Source organism: Bradyrhizobium jicamae, assembly GCF_018130695.1.
GTDB lineage: Bacteria > Pseudomonadota > Alphaproteobacteria > Rhizobiales > Xanthobacteraceae > Bradyrhizobium > Bradyrhizobium jicamae_B.
In genome coordinates this window covers 19,786-45,578 of record NZ_JAFCJX010000012.1, presented here as the reverse complement: position 1 = coordinate 45,578, position 25,793 = coordinate 19,786, and the positions used below count along the sequence as shown (strand labels likewise).

General features: G+C 64.9%; 24 protein-coding genes and 1 pseudogene. 7 read left to right on the top strand and 18 right to left on the bottom strand.

Annotation, left to right across the window (positions count from 1 at the left end):
• The first annotated feature begins 26 nt into the window (after positions 1-26).
• The 3 genes from JQ604_RS18800 to JQ604_RS18790 all read left to right on the top strand — a co-directional run bounded on the left by JQ604_RS18800 (position 27) and on the right by JQ604_RS18790 (position 3,377).
• Positions 27-1,376, top strand: a complete 1,350-nt coding sequence (locus tag JQ604_RS18800) for an ABC transporter substrate-binding protein (RefSeq protein ID WP_212359363.1) — start codon at positions 27-29, stop codon at positions 1,374-1,376.
• 149 nt (positions 1,377-1,525) lie between these two features.
• Positions 1,526-2,482 (top strand): carbohydrate ABC transporter permease, encoded by a 957-nt coding sequence (locus JQ604_RS18795; protein WP_212359361.1) that lies wholly within the window; start codon positions 1,526-1,528, stop codon positions 2,480-2,482.
• Between the two features lie 52 nt (positions 2,483-2,534).
• On the top strand, positions 2,535-3,377 hold the full coding sequence (locus JQ604_RS18790; RefSeq protein ID WP_433996262.1) for a carbohydrate ABC transporter permease: 843 nt from the start codon (positions 2,535-2,537) through the stop codon (positions 3,375-3,377).
• Here JQ604_RS18790 and JQ604_RS18785 read toward each other — a convergent pair whose 3' ends face one another.
• The 6 genes and pseudogenes from JQ604_RS18785 to JQ604_RS18760 form a co-directional block, all read right to left on the bottom strand.
• On the bottom strand, positions 3,378-4,199 hold the full coding sequence (locus JQ604_RS18785) for an energy transducer TonB family protein (RefSeq protein WP_212359357.1): 822 nt from the start codon (positions 4,197-4,199) through the stop codon (positions 3,378-3,380).
• 65 nt (positions 4,200-4,264) lie between these two features.
• A complete protein-coding gene (gene exbD / locus JQ604_RS18780) occupies positions 4,265-4,711 on the bottom strand; it encodes a TonB system transport protein ExbD (RefSeq protein WP_212359356.1) in 447 nt (148 codons plus the stop codon).
• A 3-nt stretch (positions 4,712-4,714) separates the two neighbouring features.
• Complete coding sequence (exbB, locus tag JQ604_RS18775) at positions 4,715-5,497, bottom strand: tonB-system energizer ExbB (RefSeq protein WP_212359353.1); 783 nt, start codon at positions 5,495-5,497, stop codon at positions 4,715-4,717.
• A gap of 10 nt (positions 5,498-5,507) precedes the next feature.
• A complete protein-coding gene (gene hutX / locus JQ604_RS18770) occupies positions 5,508-6,017 on the bottom strand; it encodes a heme utilization cystosolic carrier protein HutX (RefSeq protein WP_212359351.1) in 510 nt (169 codons plus the stop codon).
• Positions 6,018-6,022: 5 nt separating this feature from the next.
• Positions 6,023-6,358 (bottom strand): antibiotic biosynthesis monooxygenase family protein, encoded by a 336-nt coding sequence (locus tag JQ604_RS18765; protein WP_212359349.1) that lies wholly within the window; start codon positions 6,356-6,358, stop codon positions 6,023-6,025.
• A 130-nt stretch (positions 6,359-6,488) separates the two neighbouring features.
• A pseudogene (locus JQ604_RS18760) lies at positions 6,489-8,826 on the bottom strand (TonB-dependent hemoglobin/transferrin/lactoferrin family receptor).
• A 267-nt stretch (positions 8,827-9,093) separates the two neighbouring features.
• Between JQ604_RS18760 and hemP the strand changes: the two are divergent.
• The 4 genes from hemP to JQ604_RS18740 are packed head-to-tail and all read left to right on the top strand — an operon-like array spanning position 9,094 to position 12,207.
• Positions 9,094-9,279, top strand: coding sequence for a hemin uptake protein HemP (gene hemP / locus JQ604_RS18755; protein WP_249158357.1), 186 nt, complete (start codon positions 9,094-9,096; stop codon positions 9,277-9,279).
• 8 nt (positions 9,280-9,287) lie between these two features.
• A complete protein-coding gene (locus JQ604_RS18750; RefSeq protein WP_212359347.1) occupies positions 9,288-10,238 on the top strand; it encodes a heme/hemin ABC transporter substrate-binding protein in 951 nt (316 codons plus the stop codon).
• Positions 10,235-11,332 (top strand): FecCD family ABC transporter permease, encoded by a 1,098-nt coding sequence (locus JQ604_RS18745; protein WP_212359344.1) that lies wholly within the window; start codon positions 10,235-10,237, stop codon positions 11,330-11,332. Before JQ604_RS18750 ends, JQ604_RS18745 begins: the two co-directional genes overlap by 4 nt.
• The gene (locus JQ604_RS18740; protein WP_212359341.1) at positions 11,329-12,207 is read left to right on the top strand and encodes a heme ABC transporter ATP-binding protein; all 879 of its coding nucleotides are present in this window, start codon (positions 11,329-11,331) and stop codon (positions 12,205-12,207) included. Before JQ604_RS18745 ends, JQ604_RS18740 begins: the two co-directional genes overlap by 4 nt.
• 69 nt (positions 12,208-12,276) lie before the next feature.
• Here the strand turns inward: JQ604_RS18740 and JQ604_RS18735 are convergent, their stop codons facing one another.
• The 12 genes from JQ604_RS18735 to JQ604_RS18680 all read right to left on the bottom strand — a co-directional run bounded on the left by JQ604_RS18735 (position 12,277) and on the right by JQ604_RS18680 (position 25,711).
• Positions 12,277-13,950, bottom strand: a complete 1,674-nt coding sequence (locus JQ604_RS18735) for a mucoidy inhibitor MuiA family protein (RefSeq protein ID WP_212359339.1) — start codon at positions 13,948-13,950, stop codon at positions 12,277-12,279.
• 342 nt (positions 13,951-14,292) lie between these two features.
• Positions 14,293-15,462: a thiolase family protein gene (locus tag JQ604_RS18730; protein ID WP_212359338.1), complete on the bottom strand. Its 1,170-nt coding sequence runs from the start codon at positions 15,460-15,462 to the stop codon at positions 14,293-14,295.
• Positions 15,463-15,678: 216 nt separating this feature from the next.
• The gene (gene serA / locus JQ604_RS18725) at positions 15,679-17,268 is read right to left on the bottom strand and encodes a phosphoglycerate dehydrogenase (protein ID WP_212359336.1); all 1,590 of its coding nucleotides are present in this window, start codon (positions 17,266-17,268) and stop codon (positions 15,679-15,681) included.
• Positions 17,269-17,511: 243 nt separating this feature from the next.
• Positions 17,512-18,684 (bottom strand): phosphoserine transaminase, encoded by a 1,173-nt coding sequence (locus JQ604_RS18720; protein ID WP_212359334.1) that lies wholly within the window; start codon positions 18,682-18,684, stop codon positions 17,512-17,514.
• A 78-nt stretch (positions 18,685-18,762) separates the two neighbouring features.
• Complete coding sequence (locus JQ604_RS18715; protein ID WP_212359332.1) at positions 18,763-18,975, bottom strand: hypothetical protein; 213 nt, start codon at positions 18,973-18,975, stop codon at positions 18,763-18,765.
• A gap of 169 nt (positions 18,976-19,144) precedes the next feature.
• Entirely contained in the window at positions 19,145-19,561 is a 417-nt protein-coding gene (locus JQ604_RS18710) for a GNAT family N-acetyltransferase (protein WP_249158356.1), read from the bottom strand.
• A 72-nt stretch (positions 19,562-19,633) separates the two neighbouring features.
• Positions 19,634-20,224: a glutathione S-transferase family protein gene (locus JQ604_RS18705; RefSeq protein ID WP_212359328.1), complete on the bottom strand. Its 591-nt coding sequence runs from the start codon at positions 20,222-20,224 to the stop codon at positions 19,634-19,636.
• A 74-nt stretch (positions 20,225-20,298) separates the two neighbouring features.
• Complete coding sequence (locus tag JQ604_RS18700; protein ID WP_212359326.1) at positions 20,299-21,129, bottom strand: outer membrane protein; 831 nt, start codon at positions 21,127-21,129, stop codon at positions 20,299-20,301.
• A 181-nt stretch (positions 21,130-21,310) separates the two neighbouring features.
• Complete coding sequence (locus JQ604_RS18695) at positions 21,311-22,153, bottom strand: outer membrane protein (RefSeq protein WP_212359323.1); 843 nt, start codon at positions 22,151-22,153, stop codon at positions 21,311-21,313.
• 310 nt (positions 22,154-22,463) lie between these two features.
• Entirely contained in the window at positions 22,464-23,720 is a 1,257-nt protein-coding gene (locus JQ604_RS18690) for an MFS transporter (RefSeq protein WP_249158355.1), read from the bottom strand.
• A gap of 265 nt (positions 23,721-23,985) precedes the next feature.
• Positions 23,986-25,329 carry a phosphoglucosamine mutase gene (glmM, locus tag JQ604_RS18685; protein WP_212359321.1) on the bottom strand — a complete coding sequence of 448 codons (1,344 nt, stop codon included), beginning with the start codon at positions 25,327-25,329 and terminating at the stop codon, positions 23,986-23,988.
• Between the two features lie 223 nt (positions 25,330-25,552).
• Positions 25,553-25,711 (bottom strand): hypothetical protein, encoded by a 159-nt coding sequence (locus JQ604_RS18680; RefSeq protein ID WP_212359319.1) that lies wholly within the window; start codon positions 25,709-25,711, stop codon positions 25,553-25,555.
• Between the last annotated feature and the right edge of the window lie 82 nt (positions 25,712-25,793).

Here is a 25,793-nt window from a genome sequence, read left to right as displayed (position 1 = left end):
CGGGAACGGACAAAGGGAGAATTTGCATGACCAGCATCATCACTCGCCGTGACGCGTTGGCGCTCGGCGTGTCCGCGGCAGCGTTGGCCGCGACCGGGGTTTCGGCGCAGACCGCATCAAAAATCAAGGCCGCCGATGTTCCGGCGCCGAAGCGCGACATCGAGAAGGGCGCGAGCCTGCGCATGCTGCGCCCGGTGCGCTTCGTGCAGGCCGACGAGGACGTGTTCCGTGCCAATGCGGCGAAGTTCACCAAGGAGACCGGGGTCGAGGTCAAGGTCGACTTCGTCGGCTGGGAGGACATCAACCAGCAGACCGCGGTGACCTCGAACTCCGGCGCCGGCCCCGACATCATCATCGGCTTCTCCGACGCGCCGCACATCTACATCGACAAGCTGATCGAGCTGACCGACGTCGCCGACTATCTCGGCAAGAAGTACGGCGGCTGGCTGAACCTCGCGAAGGCCTACGGCAAGAAGGCCAAGAGCGACGCCTGGATCGGACTGCCGTTCGGCGCCACCGCCGGCCCGCTGATCTATCGCAAGTCGATCCTCAAATCCGTCGGCTTCGACAAGGCGCCGGAAGACCTTCCCGGGTTCCTCGACCTCTGCAAGAAGCTGCAGAAGGCCGGCAAGCCCGCCGGCTTTGCGCTCGGCAACGCCGTCGGCGACGGCAACGGCTTTGCCGACTGGATGATGTGGTCGCACAACGCCGCGCTGCTGGATGAGGAAGGCAACGTCACCATCAACAGCAAGGAGACCATCGCGGCGCTCAACTATGTGAAGGAGCTGTATCCGACCTTCATCGCCGGCACGCCGTCCTGGAACGACGTCAGCAACAACCGCGCCTACTCCTCGCAGGAAATCGGCCTGACGGCGAACGGCGTCTCGCTGTACTTCTCGCTGAAGAACGATCCGGCGACCGCCGCGATCGCCGAGGATTCCGAGCATCAGCTGCTGCCGAAGTTCCTTGCGCCGGCCTCGCCGATGTCGGGCCTGACGCTGAACGCCATGGTGTTCAAGCACAGCCAGTATCCGAACGCCGCCAAGGCCTTCCTGCAGTTCATGCTGGAGCAGGAGCAGTACGAGCCGTGGCTCAACGCCAACTCCGGCTACTGGTCGCAATCGCTCGCAGCCTACGCCGATGCGGCGGTGTGGTCGAGCGATCCAAAGGTCGCGATCTTCAAGGACACCATGAACAGCAAATACTACGCCGGCTACAAGGGTCCGATCTCGACCGCGACGGGCGCGGTCCGCGCGGACTATGTGACGGTGCAGATGTTCGCCTCCGTTGCGACCGGCGCGGCCACGCCGGAAGCCGCCGCCGCGGAAGCGGAGCAGCGCTGCAAGCGGTACTTCCGCCGGCAGGGCCGCGGTTGAACATCAACCGTCATTGCCTGCAACAAACGCGAAGCGTTTGTGCAAGGGAGCAAAGCGACGACTTGTCCGCCGAAGCTTTAGCGAAGGCGGACAAGTCGCGTCGCTCGCAATGATGGTGGTGACGCAAGAAGCACCGGGATAGATCTTTGATGTCTGTGACAACCCTGAACTCGCGTGGCGTGGCGATCCGGCAACCCGGCTACATCGCGCGCCTGCTCGACTACAAGCCGTTCCTGATCGTGATGTGCCTCGCGCCCGCCATCGGCCTGCTCGCGGTATTCCTCACCTATCCGCTGGGCTTGGGCATCTGGCTCGCCTTCACCGACACCACGATCGGCCAGAAAGGCATCTTCATCGGACTGGAGAACTTCCAGTACCTGCTGAAGGATCCGCTGTGGTGGAACGCGGTGTTCTACAGCATCTTCTACACGGCGGTCGCGACCTTCGGAAAGTTCGCGCTCGGCTTCTGGCTGGCGCTCCTGCTCAACAACCACTTCCCGCTCAAGAGCCTGCTGCGCGCCATCGTGCTGCTGCCCTGGATCGTGCCGACCGTGCTGTCGGCGCTGGCTTTCTGGTGGATCTACGATCCGCAGTTCTCGATCATCTCCTATCTTCTGGTTGACGTGCTGCACGTCCGCGACAGCAATGTCGACTTCCTCGGCACGCCCTGGCCGGCGCGGTTCTCGCTGATCGCGGCCAACATCTGGCGCGGCATCCCGTTCGTGGCGATCTCGCTGCTGGCGGGGCTGCAGACCATCTCCCCCTCGCTCTACGAGGCCGCGATGCTCGACGGCGCCACCGCCTGGCAGCGCTTCCGCTACATCACCTTCCCGATGATGATGCCGATCCTCGCCATCGTGATGACGTTCTCGATCATCTTCACCTTCACCGACTTCCAGCTGGTCTACGCCATCACGCGCGGCGGCCCGGTCAATTCGACTCACCTGCTCGCGACGCTGGCGTTCCAGCGCGGCATCGCCGGCGGCGAGCTCGGCGAAGGTGCGGCGATCGCGGTGTCGATGATCCCGTTCCTGGTGTTCGCGACATTGTTCAGCTACTTCGGCCTCGCGCGCCGCAAATGGCAGCAGGGAGAAGCCAATGACTGACGTCACCGCCTCACCCGGCAGCAGCAATGTCGCCAGCGCCACGCCCGACACGATGGCGTGGGATTCCCGCGCGCGGCGGGTGATGATGATCTACCTGCCGCTGTCCTGCTTCGTGCTGATCCTGCTGTTCCCGTTCTACTGGATGGCGATCACCTCGTTCAAACCGAACGCGGAGCTGCTGAACTACAAGGAGCACAATCCGTTCTGGATCTCCTCGCCGACCTTGGCCCACATCAAACATCTGCTGTTCAACACGGCCTATCCGACCTGGCTGAAGACGACGATGTTCGTCGCTGTTGGTTCGACCTTCCTGTCGCTGTTCGCCTCGACGCTGGCAGCCTATGCGATCGAGCGGCTTCGCTTCCGCGGCAGTCCTTATGTGGGCTTGGGCATCTACCTTGCCTACCTGGTGCCGCCGTCGATCCTGTTCATTCCGCTCGCCACCGTGATCGTGCAGTTCGGCCTGTTCGATTCACCGATGGCGCTGATCCTGGTCTATCCGACCTTCCTGGTGCCGTTCTGCACCTGGCTCTTGATCGGCTATTTCAAGTCGATCCCCTATGAGCTCGAGGAATGCGCGCTGGTCGACGGCGCCACGCGGCTGCAGATCCTGGGGCGGATCACGCTGCCGCTCGCGGTGCCCGGACTGATCTCGGCCGGCATCTTCTCCTTCACGCTGTCCTGGAACGAGTTCATCTACGCGCTCGCCTTCATCCAGAGCGGCGCCAACAAGACGGTGCCGGTCGCGATCCTGACCGAGCTGATCACCGGCGACGTCTACCAGTGGGGCGCGCTGATGGCGGGCTCGCTGCTCGGCTCGCTGCCGGTGGCGCTGTTCTACTCGCTGTTCGTGGACTACTACGTGTCCTCGCTGACCGGTGCGGTGAAGGAGTGATCAGCGCACCGTGAACGCGACGGGAATCGAAAATCCCATCGACCCCTGCGCGATCTCCGGCGGAAACGGCGGAAACGGGCTGGCCTGGCGGATCATCGCAGCCGCCGCGGCGTCGAACGCGGCAATGCCCGAGGAGCCGACGCGGCTGCCGGTCACCGCGCCGCTGCGGCTCAGCGTGAACGTCAGGCGCACCACGCCGCGCTGGCCGCCGCCGGCGGACGGATAGGAGTGGAAGCGCATCAGATGCGCGCGGACGCGGGCGTTGTAGGCGGCGATCGCCGATGCCGACGCGCCGGCGCTGATGGCGGATTGCGCGGGCGCCTGCCGCTCGGTCCGCGGCGGCGCCGAGGTGCGCGGCGCGGGCGGCGCCTCCGACGGCTTCTTCGCCTCCCGCCGCACCACTTTGGGCTTTACGGGCGCGGGCTTTTGCTCAGGGACGATCCTGGCGGGCTCCGGCTTCTCCGGGACAGCCTGCTGCTTCTGCTCGGGTGGCGCGACGACATCAGGCTTCTCCTGCGGCGGGGTCGGCGCAAGCAGCTCCTGCACGACGGGCGCTGGCGCAGGCTCCGGTGGCGAGGCGTCGGCCTCCTGCATGGCCGGTCCCGGTGCGACATCCATCGGTGTCACCTCCGGCGACGACGTCATTGGCGCGAGGTCGACCATGATGGCGGGCACCGCGACGCCCGGCGTTGGTGGTGGAGTCCAGTTCAGGCCAAGCAGGATCAGCGCCACTGCATGCGCAGCCAGGATTGCGGCTGCTGCAAAGCCCCAGCGGCGCAGCGAGGCGTCGTCCGATGTCGCATGAAGCGCAAACGCATTCATGGAAGTTCATCTTGTTTGCGCATGATCTTGCCGGAAAACCGGTGCCCACTTTTCCGGATCATGCGCTAGCTTCTGCCGTCGAGGCCGACCAGCGCGATCTTGAGATAGCCCGCGTTGCGCAGGAGATTCATCACCTCCATCAGGTCGCCATAGCTCACCGCCTTGTCGGCGCGCAGGAAGATGCGCTCGTCCTTCCTGCCCTGCGTGGCGCCATCGAGCGTCGTGGCCAGCGCGTCGCGAGCGATGATGTCTTCGCCGACCGCGACCGTCATGCCCGGCTTCACCGTGACGAAGACGGGCTTGTCCGGCCGCGGCTGCGGCTCGGCGGTCGAGGCCGGCAGCTCAACGCCGAGATCGACGGTGGCGAGCGGCGCCGCCACCATGAAGATGATCAGCAGCACCAGCATCACGTCGATGAACGGCGTGACGTTGATCTCGTGCGCCTCGACCAGATCGTCGTCGGCGCGGCGTCGGCCGCCGAGCGCGCCGCTGGAGCCGAGCTTCGCACCCATCGCCTACTCCGCCGCGCGGGCGAGGCGGAACAGGCTGCGGTCGCCCTCGCGGCTGATCAGCAGCATCACCATAACAGAGGCGTCACCGAGCAGCGCGCGGTGCGCCGCGATCGCGCGCGTCAGATGATTGTAGATCACGACCGCCGGGATCGCGGCGACCAGGCCGAGCGCGGTCGCCAGCAGCGCCTCCGCAATGCCGGGCGCGACCACGGCAAGATTGGTGGTATGGGCCTCGGAGATGCCGATGAAGGAATTCATGATGCCCCAGACCGTGCCGAACAGCCCGACGAACGGCGCGGTGGCGCCGATGGTGGCGAGCACACCGGTGCCGCGCGCGATCTGGCGTGACATCGCGGCTTCCACCCGCTCCAGCCGCAGCGCGATGCGCTCCTTGAATCCGTCGTCGAACACATTGCCCGACAGCGCGGATTCGCGCGCCGCCGACTGGATCAGCTGCGCCACCGCATCGTCGCCGTCGCGGCTGGCGTGCTCGACCTCGGCCAGCACCGTGTCGCGCTCGAGCAGCGCGATGCGCTTTTTTGCGATCGCCGTCTTGCGGGAGAGCTCGATGGTCTTGGCCAGCCAGATCGTCCAGGTGACCAGCGAAGCAAGGGCGAGCCCGACCATCACCGTCTTCACAACGATGTCGGCATCACCAAACATGCCCCAGGGCGAGAGGTTGCGCGGCAGCAGCGCGTTGTCGGCGGCAAAGCCGGTGGCCGGAGACAGCAGCACGCCGAGCGAAGCAAGCGCGGTCGCGCTGAAACTGACCGAACGCTGCTGCATCGTCACCTCCTTAGGCCGCCTTCGGCGCGAGCCGATCGGCCAGCACGCGAAACCGCTGCAGCTGATCGCCACGTATCGCCCGCGTCTCGTCGCGGCCGACGAACACCTTGAACATGATGCCGCCGTCGAGATTGAGGAAGGCGATGAATGCCGAGGTCTTGCCCATGAAGGGCCGCTCGACAAAGGCGATCGCCGCGCAGCGCTCGTGCCTGAGATGGCCGTGCAGACCCTTCGGCTGCATCAGGTTGAAATAACCGCGGCCGACCTCACCCTTCGGAATCGCGCCGGTGAATTCGAAGATCGCATCCTCGGTGTGCACGATCAGCGTCACCTCGCCCCACTCGGCGATGTCCTGCATCGCCGCGGCGAAATCGCCGAGACCGAGCCGCGCCATGTGGGCCGGCAGCGCCTCGATGACGGCACGCGGCGTGACCTTGCGCTCACGCGCGACGTCCTCGATCACGGCGCCGGGGTTCTCGGCCATATAGGCCTTCAGGTCGGTCAGCTCGGTGTTCAGCATGACCGTTACGCCGCCGCGCTCTTGGCGCTTTCGGTGATCAGCACCTCAAAGCCCTCGAACCGGGGATGGCCGAGATAGAGGCTGCCGCCGGTCTCGTTGCCGGCGCGGGCGTGGGCGCGGCGGAAATTTTCGGACTTGGTCCAGGCCTCGAACGCCGCCTTGTCGGCCCAGATCGTGTGGGTGGCATAGAGCGTGTGGTCCTCGGCCTCGGGCCCCTTCAGGAGATGGAATTCGACGAAGCCGGCCATCTCGCCGAGATAGGATTCGCGCGTCTTCCACACCGTCTCGAACGCCTGTTCCGAGCCCTTCTTCACCTGAAAGCTGTTCATTGCGATGAACATCTGTCGTCTCCTGTTTGCGGCGGATGCAGCATCCTGCCGTTTGATCGCGTTGAAAATAGGAACGTGCCAAAGCCGCGCTGGAGCATCAGCGCGGCCCGGGCAACTGAGATAGGACGTTCAACTCGTCGCGTTATGCTCCACCCAGGTGAATCTTGAGGCCGCCTTTGATGACCCGGCCCGGTCCCGGGCTCGCCCACAGCACGTCGTTCTGCGTGGTGCCGTCGGTCGAGCTGCCGGGGATGGCATAGGGCCGGTAGTACTGGTTCAGGAGGTTGTCGACCGACGCCGTGAAGACGACGTCTTTGGTGGCGTTCCAGGTCAGATAGAGATTGACCAGTTCATAGCCCGTCGAAGGCAGATAGCCGGCGGGCAGATCATTGTTGGCGCCGAACGAGGCCCACTGCGCCGACAGGACCAGCGTGCGGTCGAGCAGGCGCAGGCCGGCTGTCGTCGTGACCTTGCGCGGCGTGATGGTGGCGAGCCCGACATTGGTCTGCGTGTTCTTGCCGCGCATCAGATGCCCGCCGACGCCGAGGAACCAGGTGCCCGCGTCATACATCGTCTCCGCCTCGACGCCCTCGATGCGGGCGTGCGCGATGTTCTGGTACTGGTAGAACTGGCTGAAATTGCCGAACATGGTCGCGACCGGCGTCGACGCGACGAGATCGATATAGCCGTCGACGTCGTTGCGGAACACGTTGAACTTGCCGCGGAACGAGTCATTGGCGGTGAAGATGCCGTCGTATTTCAGGTTGACGCCGGCTTCCTTGTTCTTGCCGACCTCCGGCCGCAGGCCGGCATTGGGCAGGAAGCAGAACAGGCCGCTGGTGCCATCGGGGCAATTGAACAGCGCGGGTCCGCCGCCGGTGGCGTGGCCGCCCGCGATCAGCGTCTCCGTGATCGACGGAGCGCGATAGCCTTCAGCATAGCTGACATAGGGCGTGAAGCCCGCGACCGGCGTAACGCCGAGCGTGATCTTCGGCGAGAAGCGGTCGCCGCCGGTGGAGACCGCCGCGGAGTCGAGATCGTAGCGGTCATAGCGGATCGCGCTGACGGCCTCGAACCAGGTCGAATAGTTCTGCTTCAGCTGGATGAAGCCGCCGGACACCGTGCGCAGGCCGCTCGGCGTCGTGATGTTCGAGTTGCCGCGGGAATCCGAGGTCTTCACATTGTCCTGGAACGCGTCGACCCCATAGGTGACGGCATTGCGCCAGTCACCGACGCCAAAGCGCGTTGTGTTGTTGACGTCAAGGCCGACGGTGTCGAGGGTATAGCCGCGCTTGTCGCCGACGCAGCCGGAAATGTTGTTGCCGGGATTGGCCAGCGTACAGACGCCGCCGCCGGTGCTGATGCGGTTGTTGTAGGTTTTGACCTGGTCGTTCTGGGTGTGATTGCCGTACAGCGACATGTTCCAGTCGAACAGATTGTCGCCGGGCCTGGCGTATTTCCAGTTCAGGGTGCCCGTGTAGTTCTGCACGTCCGAGGCATAGACCGACGTGCCCGCGATCGCCGCGGCCGGCGCCGACGTCGTGGTCGCACCGCGGTTCGGCTGGCCGATATTGTACTGGTAGTCCTGAAACACGCCGCCGAGCTTGACCTCGTGGCCTTCGGCTGGACGCACCGTGAGCTTCATCAAGCCGCCGGCGATCTCGTTGCCGGTGTTACCGATCTCGGTGCCGGCGCCGTCCTTGTAATTGCCTTGGGTGCGGTAAACCGCGCCACCGAAGATATCGACATTCGGATTGGCGCGGACGCCGCCGAACACCGAGCCCATGCCGCGATCCTTGTTGCTGCCGTAGGAGCCGGACATGTCGACGCCCCAGCGCTCACCGGGCCGCAGCACATCCTCGATGTCCTTGGTGCGGAACGAGACCACGCCGCCGATCGCGCCGGAGCCGTAGATGTTCGGTCGGGCCGCGCACCACGTCGACGCCGCCGACCATCTCCGGATCGAGGAAGAACGAGCCATTGGCGTTGTGCCCGGTGCGCTGATAGTTCTGTCGCGCACCGTCGACGACGACGGCGACGCGGCCAAAGTCCTGCAGGCCGCGGATGTTGATCACGGTCGAGGGATCGTCGCCGCGTTCCTGGAACGAGACGCCGGGGATGTTGTAGAAGATGTCAGACAGCCGGTTCGGCTGCAGGCCCTGGATCTTCTCCAGCGTCACCACGCTGACCGGCGCCAGCGAGTCGATCGCCTTTTCGTCGGTCTTGGTCGCAGCCGCGGTGATGGTGTCGAGCGATTGCACCGGCGCGCCACCGATCTGGGCATAGGCACTGCTGATCGCGGGTGCCGGCTGCTGCGCGGCCTGCGGCTTCGGCTTGCGCTGCTTGGGCCGCTCCGATGACGGTCGCGCAGCGCCGGGATCAACGCTTTGCGCAAACGCACTCTCCGACAGATATGCCGCGATTGAAAACACAGACGCGCTCAAAATCAGGGCGCGCGAAACCCTAGCCCTGTCAGCCATTCTAGCCCCAACCCGATGATGTCTTCTTGGCTTGGCTGGCGTGCGGCTTCGCGCATACGCGCGAGCGGCTGGCTGGCTACCATTGTCAGGCATGCGAGCTCCCCGGCTCGCAGCGTGTCATGATTGAGTACGTGGCAGCACGGGGGCGGTCAAGAATGCGGCATTACAGTTTATATCGATTGTAAATCGCAGCCGTTGGAATGCGCGATCTCCCGCTTATACAGACTGCAGTCGTTTGAAGATTTGCAGGGGCGCAGCAGCAGCACGATGTCGTCGGCTTCCGGAGATCATGTTGGCGAGACCGGGAGGGACGCGAAAACCCTGATCATGCAGGGCAATCGCATCGACAGCCGCGACCTGTTCGCCTCCGAGCGCGAGATCATCATCACGCATGGCGACGAGCAGTACCGGTTGCGGCTGACGTCGCAGAACAAGCTGATCCTGACCAAGTGACATCATCGATGACAATTTGTCGCACGCTCGCTCTGCTCGCCGTCATCGGCCTGTTGCCATCAGGCGCAGCGCGTGCCGAAGGCATCACAGTGCATGATGCGCGCGGCCGCGACGTCGTGATCGACAATCCCTCGCGCATCGTCTCGATCGGCGGCGCCATCACCGAGATCCTCTACGCGTTCGGTTTCGAGGACCGCATCGCCGGCGTCGACGCCACCAGCCTGTATCCGCCTGCGGCGCGGCGCGACAAGCCCGATGTCGGCTACATGCGGCAGCTCTCGGCGGAGGGCGTGCTCGGCCTCAATCCCTCGCTGGTGCTGGCGGTGCAGGGCTCGGGGCCGAAGGAGACGATGGATGTGCTCGACACCGCCAAGGTGCCGCTGGTGCTGGTGCCCGATACCTATTCGGAAGCCGGCCTGATCGAGAAGATCAAGCTGGTCGGCCACGCCATGGGCGCCGATCCGCGCGCGGCCTGCCTTGCGAGCGCCGTTGAAGCCGATCTCGCGCAGCTGCGCGCGCTCCGCGCCAAGGTACAGAAGCCGGTGCGCGTGATGTTCGTGATGTCGCTGCTCAGCGGTCGCGCCATGGTGGCGGGCAACAAGACCGCGGCGAACGAGATCATCCAGCTCGCCGGCGCAGTCAATGCGATCGACGGCTATGATGGCTACAAGCCGATCAATGACGAGGCGATCGTCGCAGCAAAGCCTGACGTCGTGCTCTCGATCGATCGCGGCAAGGATTCGCTGACGTCTGAAACCGTGATGAGCCATCCCGCCTTCGCGCTGACGCCGGTTGTCGCCAACAAGGCCTTCATCTCGATGGAGGGTCTCTATCTGCTCGGCTTCGGCCCACGCACCGCCGCCGCCGCGCGCGATCTCGCGCTGAAGCTCTATCCGGCGCTGGTGCCGCAGGCGGAGCCGTTCAAGTCGGCGGTGCTGACCGCGAACTGCCGGCAATGAGCGTGCTGGCCGACGGCACCGCCAGCGGGAAAAGCCGCATCGGCTTCTCATTCCGGCCGCGCGCACCGATCACCCTGCTCGGCCTGCTCGCGGCCTTGGCCGGCGCCGCGCTGATCGCGCTCACGGTCGGCGCCGCCGGGATTCCGCTGTCGCGGCTGCCGGCCGCGCTCGGCCTGTGGAGCGACGGCGCGGCGAACCCGCTGCTGGCACGCGACCAGCTGGTGCTGTGGTCGATCCGGATTCCCCGCATTGCCGCTGCCGCGATGATCGGCGCGCTGCTCGCGGTCTCCGGCGCGATCATGCAGGGCCTGTTCCGCAATCCCCTCGCCGATCCCGCTTTGGTCGGCGTCTCCTCCGGCGGCGCCTTTGCCGCCGCGGCCGCGATCGTGCTGACCGACAGCCATCTCGGCGACAGCCTGCGCTTCATGCAGAGCCAGCTGCTGCCGGTCGCGGCCTTTGCCGGCTCGCTGATCACAACCATGGTGCTCTACGGCATCGCAAGCCGTGGCGGGCGCACTTCGATTGCGGTCTTCCTGCTGGCGGGGCTTGCGATCGCGGCGATCGCCAATGCCGGCATCGGACTATTGGTCTTCGCCGCGGATGACCGCCAGCTGCGCGACATCACCTTCTGGATGCTGGGCTCGCTGAGCGGTGCGACCTGGCCGAAGGTTACGACCCTGGCGCCCGTGCTCGCGGTTGCGCTGGTCGCGTGCCTGTCGATCGCACGCGGGCTCGACGTCCTCGTGCTCGGCGAGGCCGAGGCGTTTCACAGCGGCGTCGACGTCGAGCGGCTGAAGACAATCTCGATCGTGCTGGTCTCGGCGATGACCGGTGTCGCGGTCTCCGTTTGCGGCGTGGTCGGTTTCGTCGGCATCGTGGTGCCGCATCTGTTGCGGCTGGTGATCGGGCCGGCGCACCGGCTGCTGCTGCCAGCCTCCGCCTTATCAGGCGCAATCCTGCTGGTCGGCGCCGACACGCTGGCGCGGACCATCGTGGCGCCGGCGGAGATGCCGATCGGGATCCTGACCGCCTCGGTCGGCGCGCCGTTCTTCCTGGTCATGCTGCTGCGCCAGCGCGGGCTGGTCTCGCTATGACGCTTCTGGAGGCGCAATCGGTCTCGATGACCATCGGCGGCGCCACGCTGGTCGATGCCGTGAGCTTGCGCGTGCAGGCGGGCGAGATGATCGCAATCGTCGGCCCCAACGGCGCCGGCAAGTCGACATTGCTGCGCATGCTCTCCGGCGACCTCCGCCCCTCACGCGGCGCCATCAAGCTGAGGCAGCGCGACCTCCATGTCTACCCGCCGCGCGAGCTGGCGCAACATCGCGCGATGCTGTCGCAGCATGTCAACGTCACGTTCCCGTTCACGGTGGAGGAGATCGTCGCGATGGGCGCCGGCGACAGCCCGCGCGCTACGGCCCGTAGACTGATCGAGGCGGCGCTCCACGAGGTCGGGCTGGCGCAGTTCAGCGCCCGGCAACTTCCCACGCTGTCCGGCGGCGAGCAGCAACGCGCGCATTTCGCCCGCGTGCTGGTGCAGCTTGCCTGCGGCGAGGCGCGGCACGGCCCGGGCTTGCTGCTGCTGGACGAGCCGACCTCGAGCCTCGATCTGCGCCACCAGATCGACCTGGTCGAGACCGCCAGGCGCCGTGCGCAAGCCGGCACCGCCGTGATCGCGATCCTGCACGACCTCAACCTCGCCATGCGCTTCGCCGACCGCATCCTGCTGCTGCATCGGGGACGCCTCGCCATCGACGGCGACCGCGCCACCGCGATGACCGAGGACACTATCCGCCACATCTTCGAGGTGGATGTGGCGATCGACCGAACCGCCGACGGCGTGCCGTTTCTGCTGCCGCAGACGATGCGGCCGGTAACACAACAAAGTGTCATCGCCCGGCCTGTGCGCGATTGCGCACATGGACCGGGCGACCCAGTATTCCAGAGACGCCTGAGCTCAACCCGATAAGCCGCGGCATACTGGGATCCCACGCATAAAGCAGGGGATGACACTGAACGTATGGCGCGAGCTGACTCTCTACCCCGCCGGCACCATGACGACGCCCTTGTCCTTCGGCCAGCGCATGCGCCAGGCGAAGTTGATGTCTCGGACTTCCCCGGCCTTGGCCTCGAACGCCCATTCCAGCACGCCGCGCTTGTCGCGGAGGTTGGTGGTGGTCGCCGGTGTCGACGAGGGCAGCAGCTCGACCACGATGTCGTCGGTCTCACTGACCGGCAGCTGATCCGTGATCGCGACCTTGATCGGGAAGTCGTGGCCGTTGCGCACAATGGTCTTGAAGGCGCGCTCGTCGGTCTTTGAGGTCGTCACGATCAGCCCCGCTGAACCCTCGTTGCGCTTGACCACGTTGCGCTCGATCCTGACCTTGTCGTCGGCGCCGAAGCCGATCCGAACCGTGTCGTCCTTGGCGGTGGCCGTCATCTTGCCGCGACCGACGAAGATGCCGTCGCGGTAGATCGACATCTTGCCCGGCAGCAACGTCGTATCGTCGGTCTGGACGAAGCTTGCTTCGAGGAAGGCGGCCGGGTCGATCACCGGCGCGGAGCGGATCATCAGGTCGGGCACGATGTTGGTGGAGGCGATGCGCACGCTTTTGGCGCCCTCATTGGCGCCGACGCTGACGCGGCCGGGGATTTTGAAGGTGGCCTGGAACGCACCGATCTCGGCGGTCGCCTGCCGCTCGTCGGCACGCTCCTTTTTATCGAAGGCTTCGGAAGCCGGCGCCATCGGCTCCGGAAGCGTGGAAGGCGATGCGGTCCGAGCCAGATCCATCGCCCTTCCCGCCGCCATCGGCCGCGGCACCTGCGGATATTGCACGACCAGCGAATTGAGCTCCGGCGCACTTCCGCCACGCGCGACGCGGACGGTGGAGACGCCGAGCGTGACGTTCGACCAGTCCTCGCCGGTCGCCTGCGTGATCTCCGCGCGGCGCACCAACTCGATCGCGGGCTTGCGATCCCTGGCGCCGGTATCGAGGCGTGCGTCATAGAGCGGCGTCCAGCGCGCGTTGCGCACCGCATAGGTGACGCGCAACGTCGCCTTGGTTGCGGCGGCCGAGGCGACATCGATGCGGACCTCGAGCTTGCTCGGCGGCTTGGTGGTGCGATCGGCGTCGAGCCGCGCGATCTCGCGGTCGATGCCGCGCTGCTTGCGCTCGGCGTCGCGAATGGTGCTGTTGGCGGTCGCGAGTTCATCGGCGACGGTCGAGAACGCCGTGCGCCATTCGCCGACCGGGCGCGCTTCGCCTTTCTCGCCGAGGCCGACCGGGAGATTGTCGGCAAACCGCGTCACGAACTTCTTGCGTGCCTCGGCCGCGGTGATGATGCCTTGCAGATCGGCACGCTCGTCCTTCAGCGCCTCGATCCGCTTCTCGATCTCGGGCTGGTTGACCTCCGCGACGGGCCGTGGCGTCCTTGCGTCGATCGCACCGATCGTGATTTTCGTGCCCGCCTCGCCCTCCACCCGCAGCGAGGACGGATCGAGCGACAGCGGGAAATCCTTTGCGACCAGCGTGTTGTCGCCGGACGGCAGGTCGAGCGTGATCACGCGCGTGACGCTGGCGCCATCGGGATAGACGGTGACGGCATCGACATTGGACGCCGCGTCGAGTTCGGCCGCGTACAGCGGCGCGGAAGCAAGCGCAGTGACCAGGACCAGGCTGGTGGTAACAAGACAATTCGCAATCAATCGCATGGGATTCCTCCGAAAAAACGCCGCGTCACGCGGGGACATTCGGGCACGACCGGCAAAGGTCGCACCACTCCTCGTGCTTGGACGCGGCGAGGAAGGAACCGGTTCGATTGGGGTTTCCGTGGGGCGCGTCAATGGCGGCGTCGCGGCTGCCGTGGGGCGGAGCGGCGGCCCCACCACCGTCATTGCGAGCGAAGCGAAGCAATCCACCGCTCCGCATACGCGGCTGCATGGATTGCTTCGTCGCTTCGCTTCTCGCAATGACGACTGAGAGGACACGGCACAAAAAAACACGGCGCCCTGGGGCGCCGTGCTGTCGGTCTCGCAATCAGCCGATCTGCTCGCTCAGTAGATCTCGAACAGGCCCGCGCCGCCCTGGCCGCCGCCGATGCACATCGTGACGACGCCCCACTTGGCCTTGCGGCGATGGCCTTCCTGCAGCAGGTGGCCGGTGAGACGCGCGCCGGTCATGCCGAAGGGATGGCCGATCGCGATCGAGCCGCCGTTGACGTTGTACTTCTCGGGATCGATGCCGAGCTTGTCGCGCGAATAGAGGCACTGGCTGGCAAAGGCCTCGTTGAGCTCCCAGAGATCGATGTCGTCGATCTTCAGGCCGTGACGCTTCAGGAGCTTCGGCACGGCGAAGATCGGGCCGATGCCCATCTCGTCGGGCTCGCAGCCGGCGGAGGCCCAGGCGACGAAGCGGCCCATCGGATTGAGACCGCGCTTCTCGGCATCCTTGGCTTCCATCAACACCACCGCGGCCGCGCCGTCGGAGAGCTGGCTGGCATTGCCGGCGGTGACGTACTTGCCCGGGCCCTTCACCGGCTCGAGTTTTGCCAATCCTTCCAGCGTCGTCTCGGGACGGTTGCATTCGTCGCGGTCGACGACGTAGTCGACGATCGACTCGGCCTTGGTCGCCTTGTCGACCACCTTCATCCTGGTCTTCATCGGGACGATCTCGTCCTTGAACTTGTTGGCCTGCTGGGCGGCCGCCATGCGGCGCTGCGACTCCAGCGAATACTCGTCCTGGTATTCGCGGCTGAGCTTGTAGCGCTCGGCGACGATGTCGGCGGTGTCGATCATCGCCATGAAGATGTCGGGCGCAGTCTTGAGCAGATCCGGATCGATCGATTCCTTCGGCGTGCCGCCGCCGGGAATCGAGATGCTCTCGACGCCGCCGGCGACGATGCAGTCGGAACCGTCGGAACGAATGCTGTTGGCGGCCATCGCGATGGTCTGCAGGCCCGACGAGCAGAAGCGGTTCACCGAAACGCCGGCGGTCGACTTCGGCAGGCCCGCAAGCAGCGCAGCCTGGCGGCCGATATTCGGTGCGCCGTGCGCGCAATTGCCGAGATAGCAATCCTCGACATAGTCCTTCGCAACGCCGGCGCGATCGACCGCATGATGGATGGCGTGCGCGGCGAGCGACATCGGCGGGGTAATGTTGAACCCGCCGCGGCCGGACTTCGCCAGGCCGGTGCGCGCATAGGAAACGATGACGGCTTCACGCATTGTTTTTCTCCCTCTTCTCCCTGTCAGATCGCCGGATGGTGGCGCCTCTTGCCTCATTGGTACACTCATTTTGCTGGCCGCAACAGCAATACCGGCAGCCGCACAAACACAAACGCCGCCTCCGGGGACCGGAGACGGCGTTCTGTTCCGCACATCGGAATATGCGTGCGATGGGCCGGTATTTTCGTTCAAACAACGTTTGAAACGTCAGCGCCTTCAGAAAGTGAGCGCCTTGGCCTGCTTGACCTGCGGCAGCGCCTGCACCTTGCCCAGCAGCTCCGCCGGCACCGCGCCGTCGATCTCGACCAGCGCGATGGCGTCGCCGCCCTGCTTGACGCGGCCGAGATGGAAGGTCGCGATGTTGATCCTGGCATCGCCGAGCAGGCTCGCGAACGCGCCGATGAAGCCCGGCTTGTCCTCGTTGGTCACATAGATCATCGACTTGCCGAACTCGGCGTCGACGCGGATGCCCTTGATGTCGACCAGGCGCGGCTTGCCGTCGTGATAGACGGTGCCCGACACCGAACGCTCCTGCCGCTCGGTGGTGACGGTCACGGTGATCAGGCTCTCATAGTCGCTCTGCGCCGCGCGCGTCACCTCGTCCACCACCATGCCGCGCTCCTTGGCGACGACGGGCGCGGAGACGACGTTGACCTCGCCCAGCATCGGCCGCAGCAGGCCGGACAGCACCGCCGAGGTGATCGCCTTGATCTTCATCTTGGCGACATGGCCCTCATAGGTGATCTCGGTCTTGACGATGCCGCTCTCGGTGAGCTGGCCCGCGAACGAGCCGAGCTTCTCGGCGAGCTCGATGAACGGCCTCAGCTTCGGCGCTTCCTCCGCCGTGATCGAGGGGAAGTTCACCGCGTTCGAGATCGCGCCGGTGAGCAGATAGTCCGACATCTGCTCGGCGACCTGCAGCGCGACGTTCTCCTGCGCTTCCGTGGTGGAGGCGCCGAGATGCGGGGTGCAGATCACGTTGGGATGGCCGAACAGCACGTTCGAGGTCGCGGGCTCCTCGGAGAACACGTCGAAGGCGGCGCCCGCGACATGCTTGGAATTGAGCGCGTCGACCAGCGCCTGCTCGTCGACCAGGCCGCCGCGGGCGCAGTTCACGATACGGACGCCCTTCTTCATCTTGGCGATCGCCGCCGCGTCGATGATGTTGCGCGTCTTCTCGGTCAGCGGCGTATGCAGCGTGATGAAATCGGCGCGCTTGAACAGCTCGTCGAGCTCAACCTTCTCGACGCCGATGTCCTTGGCGCGCTCCGGCGACAGGAACGGATCGAACGCGATCACCTTCATGCGCAGGCCGAGCGCGCGGTCGCAGACGATCGAGCCGATATTGCCGCAGCCGACCACGCCGAGCGTTTTCGCCGTGATCTCGACGCCCATGAAGCGGTTCTTCTCCCACTTGCCGGCCTGGGTCGAGGCGTCGGCCTGCGGGATCTCGCGGGCCAGCGCCAGCATCATGGTGATGGCGTGCTCGGCGGTCGTGATCGAATTGCCGAACGGCGTGTTCATCACGATGATGCCCTTGGCGGTCGCGGCAGGAATCTCGACATTGTCGACGCCGATGCCGGCGCGGCCGATCACCTTGAGGTTCTTGGCCTTGTCGATGATCTTTGCGGTCGCCTTGGTGGCCGAGCGGATCGCCAGGCCATCATAATTGCCGATGATCTCGGCGAGCTTGTCCTTGTCCTTGCCGAGGTTGGGCTGGAAGTCGACCTCGACGCCGCGATCCTTGAAGATCTGCACGGCGGCGGGAGACAGCGCGTCGGAAATGAGAACTTTGGGTTTGGACATCGGGATGATTCCTCTGCCTTCCTCACGGGGAAGGATCGGCCATCGAGGCCGGAATGGGTGAAGTCTCGGAGCTGTTTCTTCCCCCTCTCCCCGTTCTTACGGGGAGAGGGTTGGGGTGAGGGGCAGCCACGGGCGAGGAACAAGCCGAAAGAGGCCCCTCACCCGGATCGCACCGGACGATGCTTCGCATCGCCGGGAGCGATCCGACCTCTCCCCGCAAGCGCGGGGCGAGGTGAAAGAACACTAGGCCGCCTTGGGCAACGCTGCCTTGGTCTCGGCGAAGGCCCAGTCGATCCACCTGGTCAGCAGCTCGACGTCCTTGGCCTCGACAGTGGCGCCGCACCAGATCCGCAGACCCGCCGGCGCGTCGCGGTAATACGCGAAGTCGTAACCGGCGCCTTCCTTCTCGACCAGCGCCACGAGCTTCTTGGAGAAGTCGGCCTGCGCGTCGGCGGAAAGCGAGGTGATCGCGGGATCGGTGAACTTCAGGCACACCGAGGTGTTGGAGCGGATCGCGGCATCGCTGGCCAGGAAGTCGATCCACGGCGTCTTCGCCTTCCAGTCGGCGATCACCTTGGTGTTGGCGTCGGCGCGCGCGATCAGCGCCTTGAGGCCGCCGATCGACTTGGCCCAGTTCAGCGCATCGAGATAGTCCTCGACGCACAGCATCGACGGCGTGTTGATGGTCTCGCCCTCGAAGATGCCCGCGTTGAGCTTGCCGCCCTTGGTGAGGCGGAAGATTTTTGGCAGCGGCCAGGCCGGCTTATACGTCTCCAAACGCTCCACGGCGCGCGGCGACAGGATCAGCATGCCGTGCGCAGCTTCACCGCCGAGCGCCTTCTGCCAGGAGAAGGTCACGACATCGAGCTTTGCGAAGTCGAGCGGCTGCGCGAAGGCGGCCGAGGTCGCGTCGCAAATCGTGAGGCCTTCGCGGGTCGCGCTGATCCAGTTGGCATCGGGCACGCGCACGCCCGAGGTGGTGCCGTTCCAGGTGAAGACGACGTCGGAGGCCTGATCGACCTTGGAAAGATCGGGAATCTCGCCATAGCCGGCGTGCAGCTTGGTGACGTCCTTGAGCTTCAATTCCTTGACGATGTCGCTGACCCAGCCCTCGCCAAAGGACTCCCAGGCGATGGTGGTGACGGGCCGTGCGCCGAGCAGCGACCACAGCGCCATCTCGACCGCGCCGGTGTCCGACGCAGGCACAATGCCGATCTTGTAATCGGCAGGCACTTCAAGCACTTCACGCGTCAGTTCGATCGCGAGCTTGAGCTTGGTCTTGCCGACCTTCGCGCGATGCGAACGCCCGAGGGCTGCGTCCTTGAGATTTTGGGGGTTCCAGCCGGGGCGCTTGGCGCAGGGGCCGGAGGAGAAATGCGGCACATCAGGCCGCGAAGCGGGCTTCGCTGCAGTCATAATCTACCCTTCCAGATAGCTGCCTCTCGGTGGGGAGAGGTTTCCCGCCGCCGGAGATAGTGGAAAGGGGTGGAATCGTCAAGAAACTTGCGGGGGATCTTCGGCCCCGTCCCCATCACGGCTGTTTGATAATGCTTCGGCCAATTCCAGCGCGGCCTGCTGATCCAGCAATTCGGCCGCTTCGCTGATCAGCTTGGCAGCCTTGCGGCGGCTCGAGAATTTCATGAGGTTCTTTTCGTCGGCCCGCACAATGTATTCGTTGCCAATCCTCACGATCGAATAACCCGGCATTCCAAATCCCCAAGCTGCCCTGCGCCCGATGGGAGACGCTGACATACAGGAGACGTTCCGGCCCGTAAATTTACGGAGGCCGGTGTAGTTTATCGGTCCTTAACCGAATAGAAGAGCGAGAACTACCGCAGGCATCGGCGCGTCCGGCGCACAACTTGGTGCCTGCAAGTCAGAAGCGAATCGTCATGCCGACATGGCTGCGCGCAAAGCCGAGCCGCTCGTAAAAGCGCTGCGCATCGGCGCGCGTATGATGCGTCAGCAGCTCGACCAGATGGCAGCCCTTCGCGCGCGCTTCCGCGACGGCCCAGTTCACCAGCGCCTCTCCGATGCCGCGGCTGCGCAGATGCGTTGCGACCCGCACATCCTCCAGCAGACCGCGCGGCGCCCCTTGCGAGCTCACGCCTGACAGCACCGCCAATTGCAGGCAGCCGACGACGGCGCCGTCCGCATCCACCGCGACGACAAGCTGCAGATTCTCGTCGCGCTCCACCCGCTCGAAAGCGCGGTAGTAGCTGTCCGGCAACGGATCCTCGATCCGTTCACGCGTGCGCCCGAGCGGATCGTCCGCCAGCATGCCGACGATCATGGGGAGATCCTCGCGCCGCGCCGGGCGAATGGTGATGGATGATGCAGCGGTCATCGTGATACCGATCGGAAGCTAGCGCGCGGCCGGCAGGCCGAGCACGCGCTCGGACGCGGCGATCCAGCGGCGTAGCGCAGGATAGCCTTCGAGATCGAAGCCGCCCTCATGCGCGAGGCGGGTGTAGGCCAGCAGCGAGATGTCGGCAAGCGTGAGCGCTGTCCCGGCCAGGAATGGCGAGGCCGCAAGCTGCTGCTCCATCCGCGTCAGGGCGGCTTGTCCGCGCTTGACCTTCTCCGGATCGAGCTCGGAGACGGGCTTCTTCAGGTAGAACATCTGGAATCGGCAGACCGCGATATAGGGCTCGTGGCTGTACTGCTCCCAGAACAGCCACTCGTCCATCTTGGCCGCGGCGAAGGCATCGGCGGGAATGAGGTCGCTGTCGCGCGCAAGATAACGGATGATGGCATTGGATTGCGCCAGCGTGCGGCCGTCGTCGAGCTCGATGGTCGGCACCTGCCCAGCGCTGTTGCGCGCCAGAAACGCCGATGTCCGCGTCTCGCCCTTCAGCGTATCGATCGCGATCCAGGTGTAAGGCAACGACAGTTTGTCGCACACCCATTTCACCTTCAGGCAATTGCCCGAATTGATGTCGCCATAGATCTTCATCGATTGCGCTCCCTGCCAGGGGAGCGGCATCGGATCAGCCGCGTGAATTCATGTCAAGCCGCGCAGACCGCGCATCAGAACTTGTAGCCAAGGCCGGCGCGTACCGTGTTGATGCTGGTGTCGACGCTGGAGGTGAAGCGCACATATTCCCATTCGGCGCGCATGAACAGGCCGCCCATCAGATTGACGTCGACGCCGAGGCCGCCGGTGTAACCGTAGACCAAGTGATTGTGATACGCGTCAGTCGCGTTCAATGTCCCGAGCGATGTGAAGGGCCCCGTGATGACCGTACTGGTGGCGTCGTACACGGTGACGGAGTGGCTGATGTCGGCGTTGCCGATTGCGAAGCCGCCGAACGCATAAGGCAGGAAGCAACCCCAGGCATAGGCGGCGCGGCCGCGGAAGGTCGCCATGTCCTGGATCTTGATCGCGGCCGCCGAGTCGACCCGCACATCATGGAAGAAGCCGTCGGACAGCGCACTGCCGCTGACGAGCTCCTTGCTCGCCACAGCGCTGCCGCCGAAATTGCCGTGAACGTAGCTGGCTTCCAGACCGAACACGACGTCGGTCCATTGCCAGTTGTAGCCGACGAAGCCGCCATAGGCTGCCGAGCGCGACGACATCTTGCCGAGGCCGAGGTTCCAGTTCGCGACGTCCATCTCCTGGATCACATTGTGATCAAGCAGCGCGTTCAGCATGTTCTTGTTCGCGCTCGAGCTGGAGAAGTTCTCATCCGACGAGCCGTAACCGGCCTGGGCGCCGGCATAGAAGCCCTGCCAGTTCACGCTCGATCGCGACAACCCGTCGGTGTAGGAGCCGCGCAGGATGGGCAGGTCGGGCATATCGGCCGCCTGCGCACCCGTCGTCGCACCCAGCATGACAGCCACCAGCAGAAGTCTACGCATCGCAACGCTCCATCGGACTCTCGAACTCGACGGTGATCATCGCCTGTTAACCTTAATCAATCGTTGTCACGGAGCGTTTTTGCCATGCTCAAGTTGCAGAACTTGCGAGGCACAACACAAAAGCAAAACGGCGCGGGATGATCCCGCGCCGTTTGCAATCGTTAACCGATGAAGCTTCGCATTAACCCTTGCGGATCAGCGGGGGCGGTGCCGGCGGCACGTCGCAGCAACCCAGGTTCCAGCGCACGCCGAGCTTGATGTCCTGCGAGGTCATGTCGCGATACTGGAAGGTCGAGATGCCGGTCGGGGTGCCGTCGAAGAAGTGGCCCTGGCCGTGACCCGCGGTGCCCATGTCGAGGTAGCGATAGGCCAGCTCGACCGTGAAGTTCTGGTTGACCTTGTAGGCCACACCGGCATGCAGCGCCCAGGCGAAGTTGGTCTTGGTCGCGCCGTCGGCGATGTAGGAGCTCGAGCCCACGCCGCCCGGGAAGGTCGCGACGTCGGAGAAGGCCGAGGTCTTGATCGTCGCGGCACCGACACCGGCACCGATGAACGGGGTCAAGCACCACCAGGTGCCGAGATCGGCGTAGACGTTCACGAGGCCGACCCAGCTCTGGTAGCCGCCGTGATAGGTGTCGCCGAGCGAACCGCCGGGATTGAAGGTGAAGAAGTCGGTGCCGTTGAAGGAAACCTTCGAGCGATACTCACCGGTGATGTCAGCGCGGAACCAGCTGTTGAACTGATAGCCGACGCCGACGCCGTACAGCATGCCGCCGTCGAAGCCGGTGCCGTACTGGTTGAAGGCCGTGTTGGCCGGCAGCGTGTCGTACAGGTTGCTGTGCAGCTTGGCCTGCGTGTTGGTCATGCCGATGTCGCCGCGCAGATACCAGCCGCCGAAATCCTGAACCGGCGGGGGAGCGTATGCCATCTGGGGCGGCGGCATGATGGGCATATCGGCGGCGAACGCCGCCGTGGACAGCATGGATGCCGCGGCGGCGGCAACGAGAGACTTAACGCTACGCATTGGCTTCGTCCTTTTGGCCGGTGAGGCTGAACACGAAGGCCCCACATCTCTGAAACTCACGAGCGGACGATGCCAGCAAATGCTTAAGCGGCACTTAACCCTAATTTTTAAGGTTGATTTTCTCTCACTAGAATGCGCGCGCACATCGCCGCAGGCGCGCGAGTGATGCATTTTCGGCACAACAACAAGGCGAACACGCCACAGTTGCTAACGGTGTGTTTACAAACGGCCCACTGATGCGGCGCAGCAAGCCGCGTCTATTAGCAAAGGATTAATGCACGACTCTGGTGCGTGGGCTCGACGCGCTGGCTTAATGCGTGTGCTTCGGCATCTTCGGCAGGAACACCGCGAGCAGGCCGATCGCCGGCAGATAGGCGCAGACCTGATAGACGAACTCGATCGAGGTGTGATCGGCGACCTTGCCGAGCACGGCTGCGCCGAGACCGCCGATGCCGAATGCGACGCCGAAGAACACGCCGGAGATCATGCCGAAGCGATGCGGCACCAGTTCCTGCGCGAACACGATGATCGACGACGTGGTCGAGGAGATGATCAGGCCGATGAACACGGTGAGCACGGCGCTGGCGTAGAGCCCGGCATAGGGCAGCGCCAGCGTGAACGGCAGCGCGCCGAGGATCGAGATCCAGATCACGATCTTGCGGCCGAAGCGATCACCAAGCGGCCCGCCGAGAAACGCACCGACCGCATTCGCCGCCAGGAAGATGAAGAGATAGATCTGCGCCGCCTGCGTCGACACGCCGAAGCGATCGATCAGATAGAAGATGTAGTAGCTCGACAGGCTGGAGACGTAGAGCTGCTTGGAGAACAACAGCGCCACCAGCACGACGAGCGCGACCGCAACACGCCGCGAGCTCGGCGCATCCGGATGCGCGCGGACTGCCGCCGCCTTCTTCTGCGTGATCTGCGGCTTGTACCAGACGCCGATGCGCCAGAGGATGACGATGGCCAGGAACGCGATCGACGAGAACCAGGCGATGCTGCCCTGCCCGAACGGCACCACGATCAGCGCCGCCAGCACCGGTCCCATCGAGGTGCCGGAACTGCCGCCGAGCTGGAACACCGACTGCGCAAAACCATAGCGTCCGCCTGACGCCAGCCGCGCGATGCGCGCGGACTCCGGATGGAACACCGCAGATCCGAGGCCGACCAGCGCCGCCGCAACGAGGATGACGAGATACTGGTGCGCCACGCTGAGCAGCAGCAGGCCAAAGAAGGTCGAGGCCATGCCGATCGCGAGCGAGAACGGCTGCGCCTTCTTGTCGGTGTAGTGGCCGACCACCGGCTGCAGCAGCGACGCCGTGAACTGGAACGCCAGCGTGATCAGGCCGATCTGCGCGAAGTCGAGCGCGTAATTGTCCTTCAGGATCGGATAGACCGAGGCGATCAGCGACTGCATGGTGTCGTTGAGGAAGTGCGAGACACTGATGCCGGCCAGCACAACATACGCCGGCCCGGCGGCGGCCGCCTTGGCCGCGACGCTCGGGGGCAGATCAGAGACCAGCACCGGCTCGCCCAGTGCTTCTTCGCTCACGACAGGCTTGTTCAATGGAGACTTCCCGGCAGGCTTAGCAAAATACCTTCGAGAGGTACGACGTGCGGCCCGATCCGACCAGTTCCAATAGCCGATGGCAGCGATGCGCTGATCGCGCCGATGCGGGACTCCGCCCCCTCTCCCGCTTGCGGGGGAGGGCTGGGGTGGGGCTCCTACCACGAGTCGTATTGTGGAAAGAGCCCCCACCCGCTGCGCTGCGCGCAACGACCTCCCCCGCAAGCGGGAGAGGTTGAGAAGGAGCTCGCGGAAATTCTTGTAGCTACGCCGCCGCTTGTCCGAGCGCGTGGACGATGGTGTCGACGACGTCCTCGACCAGGATGCGGTCGTCGCCTTCGGCCATCACGCGGATCACCGGCTCGGTGCCGGAGGGGCGGATCAACAGGCGGCCGTGGCCGTTGAGGCGCTTCTCGCCGTCGGTGATGGCGGACTTCACCTCGGCGGCATCGAGCGGCTTGCCGCTCTTGTAGCGCACGTTCTTCAGGATTTGAGGGAGTGGTTCAAAACGCCGGCAGACTTCCGAGACCGGGCGGCGCAGCTTCTGCACCACGGCGAGCACCTGCAGCGCGGCAACGAAGCCGTCGCCGGTGGTGGCATAGTCGGACAGGATGATGTGGCCCGACGGCTCGCCGCCGAGATTGTAGCCGCCGTTCAGCATCTGCTCGAGCACGTAGCGGTCGCCGACCGGCGTGCGCACCATGCTCAGGCCGTGGCCTTCGAGGAAACGCTCCAGCCCGAGATTGGACATCACGGTGGTGACGATGCCGGGCTTGGCAAGCCGGCCCTCTTCCTTCCAGCTCTGCGCGATGACGGCGAGCAGCTGGTCGCCGTCGACGATATGACCGCGCTCGTCGACCAGGATGACGCGATCGGCGTCGCCATCGAGCGCGATGCCGATATCGGCGCGCATCTCGCGCACCTTCTTGGCCAGCGCCTCCGGCGAGGTCGAGCCGCATTCCTTGTTGATGTTGAAGCCGTCGGGCTCGACGCCGATCGGCACCACGTCGGCACCGAGCTCCCACAGCGCTTCCGGCACCACCTTGTAGGCCGCACCGTTGGCGCAATCGATCACGACGCGCAAGCCGTCGAGCGAGAGGTCGCGCGGCAGCGTGCGTTTTGCAAACTCGATGTAGCGGTCGTGAACGCCGTCGATGCGGCGGGCGCGGCCGAGACTCGCGCTCTGCGCGAGGCGGCGGTCGATCGGCTCGTCGAGCAATTGCTCGATCTGCTTCTCGACGTCGTCGGAAAGTTTGAAACCCTGCGGGCCGAACAGCTTGATGCCGTTGTCCTCGAACAGATTATGCGAGGCCGAGATCATGACGCCGAGATCGGCGCGCATCGACTTGGTCAGCATCGCGACCGCCGGCGTCGGCATCGGGCCGAGCAGCAGCACGTCCATGCCGACCGAGGTGAAGCCGGCGACCATGGCGTATTCGATCATGTAGCCGGACAGCCGCGTGTCCTTGCCGATCACGACGCGGTGGCGATGATCGCCGCGCTGAAACACGAGGCCCGCCGCCTGCCCGACCTTGAGCGCGAGCTCCGGCGTGATCAAACCATTGGCGCGGCCCCGAATCCCGTCGGTCCCGAAATATTTGCGGCTCATATGCCTATAACCCCCAAAGGGGCGTCTCGAACCGAGCGGCGAGACTGCCCCGAATGCCCACCAATCTAGCGTGCAGGGCCTTATAGACCCTCCCCCGCCAAGGTGGATTCAAAAAATATGATGAATCATTACCGGATTCATCCGCCAAGGGCGAAGCTAACTTGCTGGAGTATAACGATTTATTTTTAGAGCGCCACAGCGCGCCGGTGCGACGGTCTGCCCCTCAGCCGCTCCGCTTGACGTGATGGTCGGCCTTGCTCGGCGGCGGCTGGGTCACATTGACGGGATCGGAACCCGGGAACGTCTCCTCCAGGCCCTCCTCCAGTGCCTCGTCCAGCTGACGCTTTTCGGCATCCTCTCGCGGCTTCGGCTTTGCGGTCATCGGGACCTCCTTGGGCATCCTATGCCCAGCGATTTGGCAGGCCCCCCAACCATGCTAGATGACGACCAGAATCCAGCGTTAC